This window comes from Flavobacterium soyae (genome assembly GCF_021245985.1).
Classification (GTDB): domain Bacteria; phylum Bacteroidota; class Bacteroidia; order Flavobacteriales; family Flavobacteriaceae; genus Flavobacterium; species Flavobacterium soyae.
In genome coordinates this window covers 1-21,228 of sequence record NZ_JAJQXA010000001.1, presented here as the reverse complement: position 1 = coordinate 21,228, position 21,228 = coordinate 1, and the positions used below count along the sequence as shown (strand labels likewise).

The window sequence follows — 21,228 nt, the reverse complement described above, 5'->3', positions numbered from 1 at the left end:
TTTGATAATAAAATATGTTGCATCTTATAATATGAAACATAATATTGAAAAACAGGAGTGTTGTGATTCCTGAATTATTTATTTCTTTGTTTTAAGGTTTTAGATATTAATAGGTTTGTTGATGTTTAGGTTTGATTGTAATTAAAATTAAGAGAAAACAGGTATATGTAGAAGTTTAGATGAATGTTGGATATGGGATTAAAAATAATTCATATTATTAGTAAGCTTGTTCGTAAAAGTTTTAAGCGTAATAATGTTATTTCTAAATTTACGACCGTTGAACAGCTAAGGGCAATTATGCCTGGTTTGTTGTATGGATATTTATCTGAAGAAGAAATGCCGAATAGTTTGGAGCTGCTGTCGCCGCCGCCGGAGATTGCCTCTCGAGCTTATGAAATTGATTTAGAATATGCAAAAAAGGCAGTTGAATCTAATGATAAGGTTCGTTTTTTGAAAGCTGCCAGCGATGCAGATCTGTCATTCCCTATTGCGGCTAAATGTTTTGGGGCTGTTTTGGAAATTGAGATTGATGAGCAAAATACGCCTAAACTTTATACACTTATGCGCAGGGTAATGACAGATGCCGGGTTGTCAACGTATGCAGCAAAGAATTATTATAATCGTGTACGTCCATTTGTTGTTAATAGTTCAAGAACCTGTACACCGGATCAGGAAGAAATATTGAGAAAAGTTGGTTCATTCCCATCTGGTCATGCAGCTGTTGGCTGTGCCTGGTCGTTGATTTTAATTGAAATTTTTCCACATAATAAAGAGGCAATACTAAAACGAGGATATGATTTTGGAGAAAGCCGTGTTGTTTGTAATGCACATTGGCATAGTGATGTAGAGATGGGGAGAATTATGGGAAAAGCAACTGTTGAATGTCTTTTTGCCAACCAGAGTTTTCGGGAAGATTTAGTGGGGGTGAAAGAAGAAATGTTTGAAGTGCTGGCTGCAGTTAGAAATAAGAAGGACGTTAATTAAAATTGATAAAAATTAAGTTAAAAATATTTCCAGAAATAATTTGGTAGTGTAATAGTGCTGCCTTATATAGAGTTGTATTAAAACAATAAAGGTAACTCAGTTAGAGTTACCTTTATTTGTTATTTAAGTGTTTGTAATTTTTACTTTCCTGGTTTAAGTAAAAATACACTTTTGTACTTTTTTCTGATGTCAGCTAAATTTCGTTCTGCTTCTATTCTTGATTTAAAATTCCCTACAATAACCTTGTAATTTGGAGTGTTAAAAATTATGGTGCCATCAATATTTGTGTATTCTCTTTTAAAGTCAGACAAGGTCTTTTTTGCGTCTTCACTTTTGCCGCTAAAAATTTGAATTCGATAAGAATCGTTTGTACTTATTGATGTGTTAAATTTACGTTTGTCGTTCAGTAATTGTTCAAACTTTGGGTCTTGATTTAGTGTTAAATTTTGGCTTTGAGCATGAATATTATATGCCAATGTCAGCATTGTGAATGTTAAGAAAACGTTTTTTGAAGAGGTTAAAATTCTCATAATGTGATGGTTTTTATGCAAAAATACTATTTAAAGTTTGTATGCGAAATTTTAATATTATTTAGAATTGATATAAATTGATATTTAAGACTATTTTAAGGTTTTGAGAATAGTTCATAAGTCGTATTTTTGTGCAAGTTTTAAAAGAAGGTATTAGTTTTTGTCTGATTTATTACAGAAAAAATCATACCAAAAATTAGTAGATAATTATTATACTATATGAAAAAGGTGGGTAACCATAATTCGATCTCAAGAAAATTATTACTTAGTTTGTCGCTAACGTTGATTTTCTCCCTAACTTCATTTGCTCAAGATCCTGCTGCTGCTGCTGCGGCGACTGAAGCTGCTGCGGCTCCTGCTGCGGCATCTGCTGGTGGTGATCCGGTAAAAGGGAAAGAACTTTTTAATGCAAATTGCGCTGCATGTCACAAATTAGATGCTAAATCAACTGGTCCTGCTTTAAGAGGTGTTGCTTCTAAGCACGATATGGCATGGATTTACAAGTGGGTACACAACAGTTCTGATATGATTAAATCAGGAGATCCTGTTGCTGTTAAACTTTTTGAGGAAAACAACAAGTCAGTAATGACTTCTTTTCCACAATTGGCAGAAGCTGATATTGATAATATTATCGCTTATACTTCTCAGCCTATACCTGAAAAACCTGCTGGAACTGCAACTGCTTTACCAACTGGTCCTCAGGCTGAAGGAAGTGGAATTTCTAATAATATTATTTTAGGAGCTCTTGCTTTAGTGATGGCTATTTTGGTTGTTATGTTGTTTATGGTGAACAAAGTATTAACTAAAGTTGCTAGTAATAATGGAATTGAAGTGGCTCCAAAAGAGGGCAGAATTCCAATTTGGAAAGCGTTTGCTAAAAACCAATTTTTAGTATTAGTTACTTCTATATTTTTGCTTTTAGCTAGTGGTTATTTTGTATATGGATACTTGATGCAGGTTGGTGTTGATCAAAATTATGAACCAATTCAGCCAATTCACTATTCGCATAAAATTCACGCAGGAGATAACGAGATCAATTGTAAATATTGTCACTCAGCTGCACGTGTAAGTAAAACTGCTGGTATTCCTTCTTTAAATGTTTGTATGAACTGTCATAAAAATATTTCTGAAGTTGCAGAAACAACTGCTACTGCTGAGTACAGCAAAGCATTTTATGATGCTCAGATTCAAAAATTATACGATGCTGTTGGATGGGATAAAACTAAACAAGTTTATACCGGAAAAACACAGCCTGTAAAATGGGTTCGTATTCACAATCTTCCTGATTTTGTTTATTTCAACCACTCACAACACGTTTCTGTTGCTGGAGTTGAATGTCAAACTTGTCACGGTCCAGTGCAGGAATTTGAAATCATGAAGCAATACTCTAAATTAACAATGGGATGGTGTATTGATTGCCATAGAAAAACTGATGTTAAGATGGAAGGAAATGCATATTATGATAAAATTCATGCTGAACTTTCTAAAAAATACGGTGTAGAGAAATTAACTGCAGCGCAAATGGGAGGTTTAGAATGCGGTAAATGCCACTATTAATCGAATTATTAAGATTTTAATATTTATATACAATGTCATCAAACAAAAAATACTGGAAAAGTGTTGAAGAACTAGAAAATAGTTCTATTGTTGAGGCGCTTAGAAATAACGAATTTGTTGAAGAAATTCCTACAGATGAATTCTTGGGAAATGCAGATGCTTTAGCTTCATCTGGAACTTCACGTCGTGACTTTTTAAAGTACGTAGGATTTAGTACTGCGGCAGTTACACTTGCTGCTTGTGAAGGTCCTGTGCACAAGTCTATCCCTTATGTATTACAACCAGAGCAAATCATTCCTGGGGTTGCAGATTATTATGCAACTACTGTTTTTGATGGTTTTGATTTTGCTAACCTTTTGGTAAAAACTCGTGAGGGTCGTCCAATTAAAATTGAAAACAATACTATCTCCGGAGCTAAGTTTTCAGCCAATGCAAGAATTCATGCATCTATCTTAGGATTATATGACAGCATGCGTTTGAAAGCACCTAAATTGGATGGAAAAGCTAGCAGCTGGTCAGCTGTTGATTTAAAAATTAAATCAAGTTTGGCTGATGCAAAAGCAAAAGGAGGTCAAGTAGTATTATTAACTAATACTTTAGCAAGTCCATCTACTGAGAAATTAATAGGTGAGTTTATTGCTAAAAACCCAAATGCAAAACATGTTGTTTATGATGCGGTTTCTTCTTCTGATGCATTAGATGCATTCGAAACTGTATATGGAGAGAGAGCTTTGGTTGATTATGACTTTTCAAAAGCTTCATTAATTGTATCTGTTGGTGCTGATTTCTTAGGAGACTGGCAAGGTGGCGGATATGATGCTGGATATGCAAAAGGACGTATTCCTCAAAACGGAAAAATGTCTCGTCACTTTCAGTTCGAATCAAATATGACATTATCTGGAGCTGCTGCTGATAAGCGTGTACCTATGAGTACAGCTGATCAAAAACAAGCTTTAGTTCAAATTTATAATATCGTTGTTGGTGCTTCTGTTCCGGTTGCTTTAGATGCTAAATTTAAAGCAGAAGTTGTAAAAGCAGCACAGCAATTAAAAGCTTCTGGTACAAAAGGAATTTTGGTATCAGGAATCGAAGATAAAAATGCACAATTATTAGTTTTAGCTATCAATCAGGCATTGGCTAGTGAAGCTTTTAGTACTGCAGGAACCAGACAAATTAGAAAAGGTTCTAATGCTGTTGTGGGACAATTATTAAAAGATATGAATGCAGGAAGTGTTCATACTTTAATTATGAGTGGCGTTAATCCTGCTTATACTTTAGCTGATTCTGCTTCTTTTGTTTCTGGATTGAAAAAAGTTAAAACATCAGTTGCTTTTTCTTTAAAAGAAGATGAAACTGCTGCTATAACTACAATTGCTGCTCCAGCGCCTCATTATTTAGAGTCCTGGGGTGATGTGGTAATAACAAAAGGAACTTACAGTTTAACTCAGCCTACAATTCGTCCAATCTTTGATACAAAACAATTTCAAGATGTTTTATTGTCATTGAACGGAACACCGGGTAATTTCTATGATTATTTAAAGGTTAATTCTGGAGCAATCATTGCTGGTTCTTCTTGGAATAAAGTTTTACATGATGGTGTTTTTGTAATTGGTTCTACTGCTTTAGCTGGTGGTTCGTTTGATTTCGCTGGTGCTGCAAGTGCACTTGCAAAATCAAAATCTGCGGGAGACTTTGAATTGGTATTGTATACTAAAACAGGAATGGGTGATGGACAACATGCAAACAACCCTTGGCTGCAAGAGTTTCCGGATCCTATTACAAGAGTTTCTTGGGATAACTATGTTACAGTTTCAAATGCAGATGCTAAAAAATTAGGGTTATCAAATGAAATTGTTGCTAACGGAGGTTTAAATGGTAGTTATGCTACTATTACCACAGCTGATGGTTCTAAATTAGAAAACGTTCCGGTAATTGTTCAGCCAGGTCAAGCAGTTGGAACAGTTGGTTTAGCTGTAGGTTACGGTCGTAAAGCGGCTTTAAAAGAAGAAATGCAAGTAGGTTTAAATGCTTACGCTTTATATAAAAATTTCAATAGTGTTCAATCTGTTTCTATTGCTAAAGCAAATGGAGAGCATGAGTTTGCTTGTGTTCAAGGGCAGAAAACATTAATGGGTAGAGGAGATATCATTAAAGAGACTACTCTGGACGTATTTAATAAAGAAAATGCTGAACATTGGAACCCACAACCAATGGTATCTTTAGATCACCAGGAAGTTAAAGCAACTACTGTTGATTTATGGGAATCATTTGATCGTACTACTGGTCATCATTTTAATCTTTCGATTGACTTAAATGCTTGTACAGGATGTGGAGCATGTGTTATTGCTTGTCACGCTGAAAACAACGTACCAGTTGTTGGTAAAGCAGAGGTAAGAAGAAGCCGTGATATGCACTGGCTGCGTATTGACAGATACTATTCTTCTGAAAGTACTTTTGAAGGTGATAACGAAAGAAAAGAAAAAATTGCTGGTTTATCTAGTTCATTATCTACTTTTAATGAAATGGAAAAAGCTGGAGAAAATCCACAAGTAGCATTCCAGCCAGTAATGTGTCAACATTGTAACCACGCACCTTGTGAAACAGTTTGTCCGGTTGCAGCTACTTCTCACGGTCGTCAAGGCCAAAACCACATGGCATACAACAGATGTGTTGGTACTCGTTACTGTGCTAACAACTGTCCATATAAAGTTCGTCGTTTCAACTGGTTCTTGTATAACAAAAACAGTGAATTCGATTATCACATGAATGATGATTTAGGTCGTATGGTATTAAACCCAGACGTAAACGTACGTTCTCGCGGAGTTATGGAAAAATGTTCTATGTGTATTCAAATGACACAAGCTACTATATTAAATGCGAAAAAAGAAGGGCGTCCAATTGTTGATGGAGAATTCCAAACAGCTTGTTCAAGTGCTTGTTCTTCTGGAGCAATGATATTTGGTGATGTTAATGATGCTGAAAGTAAAGTGGCTAAATTAGCTGCTGATGATAGATCATATCACTTGTTAGAGCATGTAGGAACAAAACCTAATGTGGTTTACCATGTTAAAGTTAGAAACACTTAGAAAAATTATTAATTAAGAAACAATATAAAGGATTATGTCGTCTCATTACGAAGCACCCATTAGAAAACCTTTAGTTATAGGTGATAAATCATATCACGATGTAACCGTAGATGTGGCAGCCCCTGTTGAAGGGCCTGCAAATAAACAATGGTGGATTGTATTTTCAATCGCATTAATAGCCTTCCTTTGGGGGTTAGGCTGTATAATTTACACCATATCTACCGGAATTGGAACATGGGGATTAAATAAAACAGTTGGTTGGGCTTGGGATATTACTAACTTCGTTTGGTGGGTTGGTATTGGTCACGCTGGAACTTTGATTTCTGCAGTACTATTACTTTTCCGTCAGCGTTGGAGAATGGCTATTAACCGTTCTGCAGAAGCAATGACTATTTTCTCAGTAGTTCAGGCAGGATTATTTCCAATTATTCACATGGGACGCCCATGGTTAGCATACTGGGTTTTACCTATTCCAAATCAATTTGGATCTTTATGGGTAAACTTTAACTCACCATTGCTTTGGGACGTATTCGCAATCTCAACGTATCTTTCGGTATCATTAGTTTTCTGGTGGACTGGTTTATTACCTGACTTTGCAATGCTTCGTGATAGAGCTATAACTCCATTTAATAAAAGAGTTTATTCTATCCTAAGTTTCGGATGGAGCGGAAGAGCTAAAGACTGGCAGCGTTTTGAAGAAGTATCTTTAGTATTAGCCGGTTTAGCTACACCTCTTGTACTTTCTGTACACACGATCGTATCTATGGACTTTGCTACTTCTGTAATTCCAGGATGGCATACAACAATTTTCCCTCCTTACTTCGTTGCTGGAGCGGTATTCTCTGGATTTGCAATGGTAAATACATTGTTGATCGTTATGAGAAAAGTTTCTAACCTTGAAGCATATATCACATTACAGCATATCGAATTAATGAACATCATTATCATGATTACAGGTTCGATTGTAGGTGTGGCTTACATTACTGAGCTATTTGTAGCTTGGTACTCAGGTGTAGAGTATGAACAATATGCATTCTTAAACAGAGCTACCGGACCTTACTGGTGGGCATATTGGTCAATGATGACTTGTAACGTTTTCTCTCCGCAATTTATGTGGTTTAAAAAATTAAGAACAAGTATCATGTTTTCATTTATTATTTCGATCGTTGTAAACATCGGAATGTGGTTTGAAAGATTCGTAATTATTGTTACTTCTTTACATAGAGATTACCTTCCATCTTCTTGGACAATGTTCTCACCAACATTTGTTGATATTGGAATTTTTATTGGAACAATTGGTTTCTTCTTTGTATTGTTTTTATTATACTCTAGAACATTCCCTGTAATTGCTCAGGCAGAGGTAAAAACAATTTTGAAAGGAACAGGAGATAATTACATTAGAGAAAGAGCAAATAAAGATTCACATCATGAGTAATAAAGTAATATACGCCATTTATAATGACGATGATATTTTGATGAATGCAGTAAAGAAAACCAGAGCTGCTCATCATCATATTGAAGAGGTTTTTACTCCATTCCCAGTTCACGGATTGGATAAAGCCATGGGTTTAGCACCAACAAGATTAGCAATTTGTGCTTTCCTATATGGATGTGTTGGTATTTCTGTTGCAACATTTATGATGAGTTATATTATGATTCATGACTGGCCGCAGGATATTGGTGGAAAACCAAGTTTTAGTTTCATTCAGAATATGCCTTCTTTTGTGCCAATTATGTTTGAGATGACTGTGTTCTTCGCTGCGCACTTAATGGTAATTACTTTTTATATGAGAAGTAGATTATGGCCATTTAAGCAAGCTGAGAATCCTGATGTAAGAACAACAGATGACCATTTCTTAATGGAAGTTGCTGTAAACGATAATGAAGCAGAACTTGTTTCTTTTTTCGAAGGTACAGGAGCTGTTGAAGTTAAAGTAATTGAAAAGAATTAATTGTAGCTATGAAAAGGATATATAAAATAACACTTTTAGTTGGTATAACTATTTTAGTTTCATCTTGCCACAATAATTCGGCACCAAACTATCAGTATTTCCCGAATATGTATGAGTCTGTAGCCTATGAGCCGTATTCAGAAGCAAAAATATTTAAAGGAGACAAAGAAGGACAGCTTCCTGTAGAAGGAACTATTAATAGAGGTTTTGAACCTTATGAGTATGAAAATTCGACTGCAGGTTATGAATTAGCAAAAGCTAATTTAAAATCTCCTTTGACTGAAGAAGAAAAAAATTCTGGAAAAGGTAAAGAGCTTTTCGAAATTTATTGTATCAGCTGCCATGGTGCGACTGGTAATGGTAAAGGTAAATTGGTTGAAAGAGAAAAATTTCTTGGAGTACCTAGCTATAAAGACAGAAATATTACTGAAGGAAGTATATTTCATGTTGAAACTTATGGTTTAAATGCAATGGGTTCACACGCAAATCAATTAAGTGCCCACGAACGTTGGTTAGTTGCTGACTATGTTCTAAAACTAAAAAGCCAATTATAATTGTTGAACAAACTGATCGTAATAGATATGTATACATTTTCAAGTAAATTAAAAACTTTTTCTATCATCTTAATGGTTCTTGGACTATTAGGAATTGGGTATGGTTTTTTAAGTGCACCTAAAGATATTCAAGAAGTTGAAAAAATACTAGCTGCTGAGGCTCATGGAGAACATGGTGCTGCGCATGCGGAATCTGCAGAGGTTTCTCATAAAGAAGCAGGACATCATGAAGCTGCAGCCGAAGGTTCACATGAAGAACACAAAGGAGGAGAGCATGCAAAAGTTGGTGCTGCTGATGAACACACAGAACATTTGACTCACGTATTGCACCAATTGCAAAATAAGCCTTGGTCTGCATTATATGTAGCTTGTATTTTCTTTTTACTGCTTTCTATGGGGGTTTTAGCTTTTTATGCTATTCAACAAGTTGCTCAGGCAGGTTGGTCTCCGGTTTTATTTAGAGTTATGCAGGGTATTACAGCTTATTTACCTGCTGGTTCTATCATCTTTTTCATAATCTTAGTTTTATGCGGATTACACTTCAATCATATTTTTGTCTGGTTAGGTGAGCATGTTACAGATCCTACTCATGCTGATTATGATGAAATAATTGCAGGAAAATCAGGATATTTAAATTTTCCATTTTGGATTGGTAGAGCTTTTATCTTTTTATTAGGATGGAACTTATACCGTCATTTTTCAAGAAAAAACTGTTTAGCTCAAGACGAAGCTAATGATGATCTTAACTACAAAAAGAACTTTAAGTTATCCGCTGGATTCTTAGTTTTCTTTATTGTTTCTGAGTCAATTATGTCTTGGGACTGGATTATGTCATTTGATCCTCATTGGTTCAGTACTTTATTTGGATGGTATGTTTTTGCTTCTTTCTTTGTAAGTGGAATTACTACGATTGCTTTAGTTACAATATATTTAAAATCTAAAGGGTATTTAGAGTATGTAAATACAAGCCATATTCACGATTTAGCAAAATTCATGTTTGGTATTAGTGTTTTCTGGACTTACTTATGGTTCTCACAATTCATGTTGATATGGTATGCTAATATTCCAGAAGAGGTAACTTATTTTGTAACAAGAATTCAATTATATAACCTGCCTTTCTTTGGTGCAGTTGTTATGAACTTTGTTTTCCCATTATTAATATTAATCAATACTGACTTTAAACGTCTTAGCTGGGTTATTGTTATGGCGGGTGTTGTAATATTGTTAGGTCATTATGTTGATTTCTTTAATATGATTATGCCTGGTACAGTTGGAGACAAATGGTTTATCGGAGTTCCTGAAATTGCGTCAATTCTTTTCTTCTTAGGATTATTTATATTTGTTGTATTTACTGCATTAACTAAATCACCTTTGCTTGCAAAAAGAAATCCTTTCATCGAAGAAAGTAAACATTTTCATTATTAATATTTAAAGAAGTAAACAGATGACAAGTTTGTTGGTAATTATAGTTTTAGTTTTATTAGCAGTTGCATTATGGCAATTGACCAAGATATTTGATCTTACTCAAGTAGGATCTTCTTCGGACGATTCTCAAGTTGCATCAGATAATGACAATAACATTCAGGGATATATTATGTTTGGCTTTTTGGCATTCATTTATATATTTACTATTTATGGCTTACTAAAATGGGGTAATTTGGCGCTTCATACTCCTGCTTCTGAGCATGGACTTTTAGTAGATAATTTAATGAATATTACTTGGGTTTTAATCTTTACTGTACAGGTTATTACACAAGGGTTGTTATATTGGTTCTCTTTTAAAAATAGAGGACATAAAGATAAAAAAGCATTATTCTTTGCAGATAGCAATAAATTAGAAGCAATCTGGAGTATTATTCCATCTGTAGTTTTAGCTTGTTTAATCCTTTATGGATTATATGCTTGGAATAACATTATGTTTGTTGACAAAGATGAAGATGTAGTCGAGATTGAATTATATGCGCAGCAATTTAAATGGACAGCTAGATACGCAGGAAATGATAATGTTTTAGGAAAAGCTAACGTACGTTTAATTGAAGGTGTAAATACATTAGGTGTTGATATGTCTGATAAAAACTCTCAAGATGATATTGTAGTTACTGAGTTACATATTCCTAAAGGTAAAAAAGTACATTTCAAAATGCGTTCTCAAGACGTTTTACACTCAGCTTACATGCCTCACTTTAGAGCGCAGATGAACTGTGTGCCTGGAATGGTTACAGAATTTGCTTTTGTTCCAACTTATACTACTGCAGAGTACAGAGAGCTGCCATTTATGATTGAAAAGGTGGCAAATATCAATAAACTTAGAGCTGAAAAAAGTGTAGAGTTAGTTGCAAAAGGCGGAACAGCTTTAGATCCTTATACATTTGATTATTTATTATTATGTAATAAAATCTGTGGAGCTTCACATTATAACATGCAAATGAAAGTTGTTGTAGATACTCCGGAAGATTATAAAAAATGGTTAAGCGAAAAAACAACTTTAGCTCAGGATATTAAAGCAGCTGCGGCTGCTGAAAAACCGGCTGAAGGAGTTGAAGGTGCCGCTGCAGATACTGCTGCTAAAGTAAAAGATACTGTAAAAGCAGTTATCGATACTGTTAAGGCTGCGGTAGCTAAAGTAGCTATGAAATAATATTATTAAGAAAATTTAAAGTACACATATATGTCAGCAGAAGCGCACGGTCACGATCACGGACACGATCACGAGCACGAACATCATCATAAAGACACGTTCATTACTAAATATATTTTTAGTATTGATCACAAAATGATTGCTAAACAATACTTGATTACTGGTATTGTTATGGGAGTAATTGGTATTGCAATGTCCTTGCTTTTCAGAATGCAATTAGCGTGGCCTGAAGAGTCTTTTAAAATATTCAATGTTTTATTAGGAGATAAATTTGCACCTGATGGTGTTATGGCAAATGATATTTATCTGGCTTTAGTTACAATTCATGGTACCATCATGGTATTCTTTGTACTAACAGCTGGTTTAAGTGGAACTTTTAGTAACTTACTTATTCCACTTCAAATTGGAGCGCGAGATATGGCTTCTGGATTTATGAATATGATTTCATACTGGTTGTTTTTTATATCTGCTGTAGTAATGTTATGTTCTTTATTTGTTGAAGCTGGACCAGCTTCTGCAGGTTGGACAATTTATCCTCCATTAAGTGCTTTACCTCAAGCAATCCCAGGATCAGGAGCAGGTATGACTTTATGGTTAGTTTCAATGGCTATCTTTATTGCATCTTCATTAATGGGGTCATTAAACTACATTGTAACAGTTATTAACTTGAGAACTAAAGGAATGTCTATGACTAGGCTTCCACTTACAATCTGGACTTTTTTCGTAACAGCTATTATTGGTGTTATTTCATTCCCGGTATTATTGTCAGCTGCTTTATTATTGATTTTTGATAGAAGTTTTGGTACTTCATTCTTCTTATCTGATATCTACATTGCAGGAGAGGTTTTACATTACCAAGGAGGTTCTCCAGTATTATTCGAACACTTATTCTGGTTCTTAGGTCACCCTGAGGTTTATATCGTAATCTTACCAGCGATGGGTCTTGTTTCTGAAATTATGGCTACGAACTCTCGTAAACCAATCTTCGGATACAGAGCGATGATTATGTCAGTTCTTGCAATTGCATTCTTATCAACTATTGTATGGGGTCACCACATGTTTATCTCTGGTATGAATCCTTTCTTAGGATCTGTATTTACTTTTACTACTTTATTGATTGCAATTCCATCTGCTGTAAAAGCTTTCAACTGGATTACAACTTTATGGAAAGGTAACTTACAATTTAACCCTGCAATGTTATTCTCTATCGGAATGGTTTCTACTTTCATCACTGGAGGTTTAACTGGAATCATTTTAGGAGATAGTACTTTAGATATTAACGTTCACGATACTTACTTCGTAATTGCTCACTTTCACTTAGTAATGGGTATCTCTGCACTTTACGGAATGTTTGCTGGTATTTACCACTGGTTCCCTAAAATGTATGGAAGAATGTTAAACAAAAACTTAGGTTATATTCACTTCTGGGTTACAGCGGTTTGTGCTTATGGAGTTTTCTTCCCAATGCACTTTATCGGATTAGCTGGTTTACCAAGACGTTACTATACAAATACTAACTTCCCATTATTTGATGATTTACAAAATGTGAATGTTTTAATTACAACATTTGCTCTTGTAGGTGGGGCGTTCCAATTAGTATTCTTATACAACTTTTTTAGTAGTATTTTCTACGGCAAGAAAGCAGTTCAAAATCCATGGAAATCTACAACTTTAGAGTGGACAACTCCAGTTGAGCATATTCACGGAAACTGGCCAGGAGAAATTCCTCATGTATACCGTTGGCCATATGACTATAGTAACCCAAATCATGATGTAGATTTTGTTCCTCAAAATGTACCAATGAAAGAAGGTGAAGAAGTTTTACACCACTAGAAATATCAAAAGACCGTCAGAAATGACGGTTTTTTTTTGTTTAATTAAAGTTTTAATCGTTCAGATTTACTGTTTTACAAACTGATTAGTTTCTATATCTTTGTAGAATGAATGAGAACCTAGATCCTACTACAAAAGGATATAACCCAGAAGAATTAGATCTTGAAAAAAGATTGCGTCCACTGTCATTTGATGATTTTGCCGGGCAGGACCAAGTTTTAGAGAACTTAAAAGTTTTTGTCGCAGCTGCAAATCAGCGTGGTGAGGCACTTGATCATGCTTTGTTTCATGGACCTCCTGGGCTTGGTAAAACGACTTTGGCTAATATTCTTGCAAATGAGCTGGAAGTAGGTATCAAAATTACTTCGGGACCTGTTCTGGATAAACCGGGAGACTTAGCCGGTTTATTAACTAATCTTGATGAAAGAGATGTTTTATTTATAGACGAGATCCATCGTTTGAGCCCTATTGTGGAAGAATACTTATATTCTGCAATGGAAGATTTCAAAATTGATATCATGATTGAATCTGGTCCAAATGCAAGAACAGTTCAAATCAATTTAAATCCGTTTACATTAATTGGAGCAACTACTCGTTCTGGATTATTAACAGCTCCTATGAGAGCTCGTTTTGGGATTTCATCTCGTTTACAATATTATTCTACAGAGCTTTTAACGACTATTGTGGAGAGAAGTGCCGGTATATTAAAAATGCCAATTGATCTCGAAGCAGCAATTGAAATAGCAGGAAGAAGCCGTGGAACTCCTCGTATTGCAAATGCATTATTACGAAGAGTTCGTGATTTTGCACAGATAAAAGGTAATGGTACTATTGATCTTGAAATTGCCAGATATGCACTAAAAGCATTGAATGTGGATGCTCATGGACTTGACGAAATGGACAATAAGATATTATTAACCATTATCAATAAGTTCAAGGGAGGTCCGGTTGGACTTTCGACTTTAGCTACAGCCGTATCTGAAAGCAGTGAAACTATAGAAGAAGTTTACGAACCTTTTTTAATTCAGGAAGGGTTTATTATGCGTACACCTCGCGGACGTGAAGTTACAGAGAAAGCTTATAAACATTTAGGAAAGATAAACACAAATATTCAAGGAGGTTTATTCTAATTGTTATGTCTAATAATATAAAATATACTTACCCTAATAAATTATCAATAGTCAGATTTTTTAAAGATGCCGAAGGTGTTCGTAAAAACCCGATTCCTTTCCATAAAAGGTATTTTGAGAAATTCGGGGACTCTTTTTCTATTAGAATTAGCTCTTCAAAGTATATAATCTTGTCAAGAGATAATGAAATTGCACAATATATTTTAGTTAAAAACCAGAAGAACTATCATAAGTCTAAATTTCAATCCGTATACCTTTCTAAATATTTAGGAAAAGGGCTTTTAACCAGCGATGGTGATTTTTGGTTGAAGCAAAGACGTCTTATTCAACCGGCTTTTCACAAGCAAAAGATGAATCAGCTGGTGGATAATATGAATAAAACGATTAGTTCAGAATTAGATAATTTAACGGATAATAAACCTATTGATCTTTTCCCTGTAATGAGCCAGCTGGCATTTAATGTAGTGGCTAAATCTTTATTTCAGCTTTCAACTGCCGAAAATAAATTTCATCGAATCAAATTTATCATTGAGGAAGTTCAGAATTTTTTAATTAAAGAAATTAGGCTTCCGCATAAAGCGTGGTGGTTTTCATTAAGTGGTCAGGTAAAGAAACATCTCATGCTGGCTGAAGAGAATAATAGAATTATTCAGGAAATCATTGAAGAAAGAAAAGCTTCAAAAGAAGAAGTTAATGATTTATTGAACATGCTTTTAGAAACCAGATATGAAGATACTGGTGAAAGTATGTCTACTGAACAATTGATCGATGAAATTAAAGTTTTGTTTATCGCAGGGCATGAAACAAGCGCAAATGCGTTAACGTTTACACTTTATCTTTTAGGCAGAAATCTGGAAGTGCAGCAAAAAGTATTTGATGAAATCATAGAGATTGAGTCGCAAACTGAGAACATTATAGAACAACTTCAAAAAATGACATATACTAATGCCGTTTTGAATGAATCTATGCGTTTATATCCGCCAGCCTGGATTACCGACAGACAAAATCTTGAAGATGACTCTTTGGCTCAATTCAAAATTAAAAAAGGTACATTAATTGGAGTTTCTTTTTATGAATTGCACCGAAATCCTAAATATTGGAATAATCCGGATGAATTTATTCCGGAAAGATTTCTTGGTGAGCAAAAAAAGGAGTCGATGCAATATTTTTATCCATTTGGTGCGGGACCAAGAATGTGTATTGGAACCGGATTTGCCATTTATGAAATGTGTTTAACGATATCTCAAATTGTAAAAAAATACGTCATTCGATCTAATAATGATGTCATTCAATTTAATCCGCTGATTACTCTAAAACCTGTTGACGTTCAAGTTTCATTTTTTAAACGATGAGTATCAATTCAAAAGAAACATATTCAAAATTTATAAAAGCAGAAGCCAAAAGATTGGGTTTTATTTCTTGCGGCATATCTAAAGCAGGCTTTTTGGAACAAGAAGCGCCCCGGCTTGAGAAATGGTTAAATAATAATCATAATGGCCAAATGGCTTATATGGAAAACCATTTCGATAAACGTTTAGATCCAACTTTATTGGTTGATGATGCTAAAAGTGTGGTTTCTCTTTTGCTGAATTATTATCCTTCTGAATCTCAAAATGACGAAGCTTATAAGATTTCGAAATATGCCTACGGACAGGATTATCATTTTGTTATAAAAGAAAAATTAAAAGAATTTCTTTATTCAATCCAAGAGAATATCGGTGAAGTTTCAGGTCGTGCTTTTGTTGATTCTGCTCCGGTTTTAGACAAAGCCTGGGCTGCAAAAAGCGGTTTGGGATGGATAGGAAAAAACAGCAATCTAATAACCCAAAAAGTGGGTTCTTTTTATTTTATTGCAGAACTTATTCTCGATTTAGATCTGGAATACGATCATGCGGTAACAGATCATTGCGGTTCATGTACTGCGTGTATCGACGCTTGTCCCACTCAGGCAATTCTTGCGCCCTATATTGTAGATGGAAGCAAATGTATTTCTTATTATACAATTGAACTAAAAGAAAATATCCCAAATGAAATGCAGGGAAAATTCGATAACTGGATGTTTGGCTGCGATACCTGCCAGGATGTATGCCCATGGAATCGATTTTCTAAACCGCATTCTGAGCCCCTTTTTAACCCAAATCCGGATTTAATTTCTTTTTCTAAAAAAGACTGGACAGAGATTACTGAAGAAACTTTCCAAAAAGTTTTTAAAAATTCACCGATTAAAAGAACAAAATTTGATGGGCTCAAGAGAAATATTAAATTTCTTGATAGAATCTAAATAGGAATATTTTATTACAATTTTTTTACATTCCCTATTTTTTGACACAAATATTAATTACTTGATAATAAGTATTTTATGTGTTTTGTGATTAATTAGATTTTTCTGTATTTGTAAGATAATGTTGCGTATTTGTTGCTTAAATTACTGAATATTAATTTTTTATTAAAAAATTAAGAATTTTCTGTTGTTTCATTGTTAAATTATCATGTTTATTTACCTGTCAAGGTTAACTTACTTCGATAAAATGTGTATTTCAACGTTTTTCTGGGTAGTTTGTCGAGTAATGTAGCTAGTATTGAGGTGTTTATATATTTTCGCGGCACCAAAACTACTAATTTAATCCAAAGACGACTATGTGTCTTGAACCTAAAATAATTATGGTCCAAACGCTTTCCAAATATTTTTATGATGTTGAAAAAAATCCTTTCAATAATCTAAGAATCAATCCTTTCAATTTTTCGTATCTGCTAAATAATCTGAGAATCAATTTTTGGTATTCAGGTTTTAGAATATCTATTACACAAATTAACACCAAGTTTGTCTATGCGTAACTTTACTCTTAATTGGTTTAAGTTCTTCAAACCAAATTTTCTTGTTTTACTTTTTTTACTGCTCAGCTATAGTGCTTCAGCTCAGTTTTACACGAAACATTATATCGCGCCGGCTCCCTGGCAATATTTTAGTAAAGCAAATGAAATTGTTATTGCAACAAATTCTACAAGTATTGTAAATATTACGTTAACAAAGAGCGATGGTACTTTAGTAACAACTTTAACCGCTATAAAAGGAACTCCGGCGGTCTACAGATTTAATCTACTTGCGAAAGATCTTCCTATGAATGCTTTAAATACGGTAATCTCGGGGGCAGGGTTAATAGTGACAAGTGATGGGCCAACATCTGTAAACATGCGAAATGTTGCTTCTGATGACTATACTAACGGAGAGAATGTTGATGCGAATCTGAAGGGAAATGCAGCATTGACCAGTTTTGGTGATGCAGGAATAGGTGTACGTTTTAGAATAGGATATTATAGAGACGGCAGCTTAGGAAATTTTAGCAGCTTAGGAGATCAACGTCCAATTTATAGTATTATGGCTACTGCTAATAATACAACAGTAAAAATTAACAATGCTATTGCAGCTACATTAAATGCAGGACAAAGTTATTTGTTTAAAGCTGCAATAGGAACATTGGTAGAGTCCTCAAATCCTTCTGTAATGAACACTTCTGCGGCGATAGATATGCCGGGCGGCTGTGGGGATGGGGCTTTTAATCAGGTTCCGCCTGAATCAGTTTTAGGTACGGAGTACTTTATTGAAAGAGGAAAAGGAAATGATACTGCAGAGCAAACAACTGTAGTTGCAACAAAAGACAATACAGTTTTAACAATAGATACTTATTCAACAACAGGTGCATTAGTAGCTACGAACAGTGTTACTTTGGCAACAGCGGGGAGTTTTCATACTTTTCAAAATGGTGTGTCGAATACAAGCTTTTCGGCATCACGTGTTTCTGCAGATAAGAAAGTTGTTGTATATTCAGGTACGGCACAATCTTGTGAGGTTGATATTTCGACAATTGCCCCGGTATCTGAATGTGGAGGATCTAATTTTATAGAAACAGCAAAGTTTAGAAATTATGGTACGGGAACGTTACCGTATTTTGGATATATACTTTTGAGAAGTGCTGCAGATGTTGTAACAGTAAATGGAACTAATATTGAGACTATAAGCGGTATTACAGCCCGTCATCAATTAGGAACAACAGGCTGGTATTTGATAAACTTTGAAGATACTCAAATAGGCAGTCCAAATGTTCTTTCTATTTCAAGCGCAGCAAAATTAACGGTTTCAATTGTACAGCAGGGAGGGGGATTCTCAATGGCAGGCTTTTTCTCTAATTTTGCAGCTCAGCCGGAAGACCCAACTTTGACTTATATTTCAGGTGGCGGATGTACTAATAATAAAGCAGAATTAACAACACCAGCTGGTTTTGCACCCTATCAATGGTATTTTAACGGGACTGCTATAGCTGGTGCTAATTCGTCAATTTATACGGCTGTAAAAACAGGGTCATATTCCGTAGCTTCAACTTTAACTTGTGGAGCTCAAATTCAGTCAAAGCCTGTCAGCGTTACTCTATGTACAGATTTAGGAATTACAAAAACAGTTGATAATGCAGCACCATGTATAGGGTCTGCAGTTGAATTTACTGTTACGGTGAGTAATTTAGGAGGTAATAATGTTTCTGGAGTTTCAGTAAATGATTTACTTCCTTCGGGTTATACTTACGTTAGTTCAACACCATCAGTAGGTGTTTATGATTCGGCGACAGGTATTTGGAGTATTGGTGATGTAGAGGCGCAAACATCTGTGACATTAAAAATTACTGCAACAGTAAATGCATCAGGTAACTATACAAATACTGCCTCATTACCAGCTTCAATAGACACTAATACTGCTAACAATTCAGCTAGTGCAGCGGTAACACCAAAGACATCAACTCTTGTTGTTACGAATCCTGCTGCAATTTGTGCACCTGCTGCAGTAGATTTAACTGCACCGGCTGTTACAGCTGGAAGTACTTCAAATATGACACTTTCGTATTGGACAGATGCAAATGCATCGATTGCTTATGCAGCACCAAGTGCTGTTACTGCTTCAGGAACATATTATATAAAGGCAGTTTCTACTGACGGATGTCAGTTTATAAAACCGGTAGTGGTAACAATTAACCCACAGCCAGCTGCACCTACAATTAGCGTTAATTCAGGTTCAGCTACCTGTACAACTGCCGGAAATACAGTTTTAAGATCAAGTAGTGCAAGCGGTGGCAGTTATTTATGGTCAACAGGAGAAACTACAAGAAATATTACAATTAACAGCGAAGGAAGTTATAGCGTTAAAATAATAAATAGTTCTGGCTGTGCAAGTAATAGTTCTGCAGTAACAGTAGTAACTTTTACACCAGCTGCACCTACGGCTTCTGCTCAGACATTTTGTTCTTCTGAAAATAAAAAAGTTAGTGATTTAGTTGCCTCAGGAACTAATTTAAAATGGTATAGTGGAGCAAATGGAGGAACAGCTCTTTCATCAACTTTAGCTTTGGCAACAGGGAATTATTATGGAAGTCAAACTGTAAATGGATGTGAAAGTTCAAGAACTCAGGTATCAGTAACTATTAATACGACTTCCTCAGCCCCGGTTGCTTCCTCTCAGACTTTTTGTGCTTCTGATAATAAAAAGGTAAGTGATTTAGTGGCTGTTGGGACTAATTTAAAGTGGTATAGCGCTGCTTCAGGCGGTACAGCCCTTCTGTCAACCCAGACTTTATCTACAGGAAATTATTATGTAAGCCAAACTGCGAATAGTTGTGGAGAAAGTGCCAGAACGTTAGTAGCGGTAACAATAGGTACTGTGCCATCTGCGCCATCGGCATCTTCACAGACATTTTGTGCTGCTGATGCTAAAAAAGTTAGTGATTTAGTGGCAGTAGGAACAAACTTAAAATGGTACAGCGCAAGCAGCGGAGGAACACTTTATACAGGAACAGAAACACTAACGTCAGGAAATTACTATGTAAGCCAAACTACTAATAGTTGTGGAGAGAGTACCAGGACGTTAGTAGCAGTTACAGTAAATAATACAACTGCGCCAACAGCATCTTCACAAACATTTTGTGCAATTGATGCTAAAAAAGTTAGTGATTTAACTGCTTCCGGAACTAACTTGAAATGGTATAGTACAAGCAGCGGAGGAACACTTTACACAGGCACAGAAACATTAACATCAGGAAATTATTATGTAAGCCAGACTCTAAACAGCTGTGAAAGTACAAGAACTTTAGTGGCAGTTACAGTAAATAATACAGCTGTACCAACGGCTTCTTCACAAACATTTTGTACCTCTGAGAATAAAAAAGTTAGTGATTTAGTGGCAGCAGGTACCAATTTGAAATGGTATAATGCAAATACTGGCGGGACACTTTATTCGGGAACAGAAGTATTGGCATCAGGCAACTATTATGTAAGCCAGACCGTAAGCGGATGCGAAAGTGTGAGAATCTTAGTATCAATAACAGTAAACCCAACACCAGCAGCACCAACTATTACAGCAGATGGTTCAACGACATTCTGTTCTGGTGGAACGGTAACTTTGACTTCTACCGGAGGGAACAGTTATTTATGGTCAACTGGAGCTGTTACTCAGTCAATTACTGTATCTGTTTCAGGGACTTATAGTGTAAGAATAGCAAATGCTTCAGGATGTCAAAGTGCCTCTTCAACTGCTGCGATAGTAACAGTAAATCCTATACCTTCAGCCCCAACAGCTACAGCACAGAATTTCTGTTCAGTTGATGCTAAAAACGTAAGTGATCTTACTGCGACAGGAACAAACTTAAAATGGTACAGCGCTTCAACAGGAGGAACATTATATACAGGAACAGAAACTTTAGTAACAGGAACTTACTATGTAAGTCAAACTGTAACTGGGTGTGAAAGTGCAAGAACTTCGGTAAGTGTCACAGTGAATGCTACCCCGGCAGTTCCGTTATTAAGCGCTGTGATCCAGCCTACATGCTTAACGGCATCTGGAAGTTTTACAATTACAAACTATGATGCTTCGAATACCTATACGATAAGCCCTTCGGCAGGTGTTTCCCAGTCAGGGGACACCTTG

General features: G+C 35.4%; 14 protein-coding genes. 13 read left to right on the top strand and 1 reads right to left on the bottom strand.

The features are described from left to right. Positions 1-192: 192 nt before the first annotated feature. On the top strand, positions 193-984 hold the full coding sequence (locus LUU93_RS00070) for an acid phosphatase (RefSeq protein ID WP_232675881.1): 792 nt from the start codon (positions 193-195) through the stop codon (positions 982-984). A 140-nt stretch (positions 985-1,124) separates the two neighbouring features. On the opposite strand, the gene LUU93_RS00065 is transcribed toward LUU93_RS00070, so the two are convergent. Then, the gene (locus LUU93_RS00065) at positions 1,125-1,514 is read right to left on the bottom strand and encodes an SPOR domain-containing protein (protein WP_232675879.1); all 390 of its coding nucleotides are present in this window, start codon (positions 1,512-1,514) and stop codon (positions 1,125-1,127) included. A gap of 219 nt (positions 1,515-1,733) precedes the next feature. Between LUU93_RS00065 and LUU93_RS00060 the strand changes: the two genes are divergently transcribed. The 12 genes from LUU93_RS00060 to LUU93_RS00005 form a co-directional block, all read left to right on the top strand. Next, complete coding sequence (locus LUU93_RS00060; protein ID WP_232675877.1) at positions 1,734-3,071, top strand: c-type cytochrome; 1,338 nt, start codon at positions 1,734-1,736, stop codon at positions 3,069-3,071. Between the two features lie 32 nt (positions 3,072-3,103). Beyond that, a complete protein-coding gene (locus tag LUU93_RS00055) occupies positions 3,104-6,157 on the top strand; it encodes a TAT-variant-translocated molybdopterin oxidoreductase (protein WP_232675874.1) in 3,054 nt (1,017 codons plus the stop codon). A gap of 34 nt (positions 6,158-6,191) precedes the next feature. Then, positions 6,192-7,592, top strand: coding sequence for an NrfD/PsrC family molybdoenzyme membrane anchor subunit (gene nrfD / locus LUU93_RS00050; RefSeq protein ID WP_232675863.1), 1,401 nt, complete (start codon positions 6,192-6,194; stop codon positions 7,590-7,592). Next, a complete protein-coding gene (locus LUU93_RS00045; protein WP_232675856.1) occupies positions 7,585-8,109 on the top strand; it encodes a DUF3341 domain-containing protein in 525 nt (174 codons plus the stop codon). Before nrfD ends, LUU93_RS00045 begins: the two co-directional genes overlap by 8 nt. Positions 8,110-8,117: 8 nt before the next feature. Then, the gene (locus tag LUU93_RS00040) at positions 8,118-8,663 is read left to right on the top strand and encodes a c-type cytochrome (RefSeq protein ID WP_232675848.1); all 546 of its coding nucleotides are present in this window, start codon (positions 8,118-8,120) and stop codon (positions 8,661-8,663) included. A gap of 27 nt (positions 8,664-8,690) precedes the next feature. Then, the gene (locus LUU93_RS00035; protein ID WP_232675839.1) at positions 8,691-10,088 is read left to right on the top strand and encodes a cation-translocating P-type ATPase; all 1,398 of its coding nucleotides are present in this window, start codon (positions 8,691-8,693) and stop codon (positions 10,086-10,088) included. Between the two features lie 19 nt (positions 10,089-10,107). After that, complete coding sequence (locus LUU93_RS00030) at positions 10,108-11,301, top strand: cytochrome c oxidase subunit II (RefSeq protein WP_232675832.1); 1,194 nt, start codon at positions 10,108-10,110, stop codon at positions 11,299-11,301. Positions 11,302-11,331: 30 nt separating this feature from the next. Next, complete coding sequence (locus LUU93_RS00025; RefSeq protein WP_056208200.1) at positions 11,332-13,134, top strand: cytochrome c oxidase subunit I; 1,803 nt, start codon at positions 11,332-11,334, stop codon at positions 13,132-13,134. Positions 13,135-13,241: 107 nt separating this feature from the next. Continuing rightward, entirely contained in the window at positions 13,242-14,264 is a 1,023-nt protein-coding gene (gene ruvB, locus LUU93_RS00020; protein WP_232675830.1) for a Holliday junction branch migration DNA helicase RuvB, read from the top strand. Between the two features lie 5 nt (positions 14,265-14,269). After that, positions 14,270-15,616, top strand: a complete 1,347-nt coding sequence (locus tag LUU93_RS00015) for a cytochrome P450 (protein ID WP_232675821.1) — start codon at positions 14,270-14,272, stop codon at positions 15,614-15,616. Beyond that, positions 15,613-16,545, top strand: coding sequence for a tRNA epoxyqueuosine(34) reductase QueG (gene queG, locus LUU93_RS00010; RefSeq protein WP_232675812.1), 933 nt, complete (start codon positions 15,613-15,615; stop codon positions 16,543-16,545). The genes LUU93_RS00015 and queG overlap by 4 nt, the downstream gene beginning before the upstream one ends. Before the next feature lie 546 nt (positions 16,546-17,091). Then, positions 17,092-21,228: Ig-like domain-containing protein (locus LUU93_RS00005; protein ID WP_498072024.1), on the top strand; the 4,137-nt coding region annotated here is incomplete at its 3' end.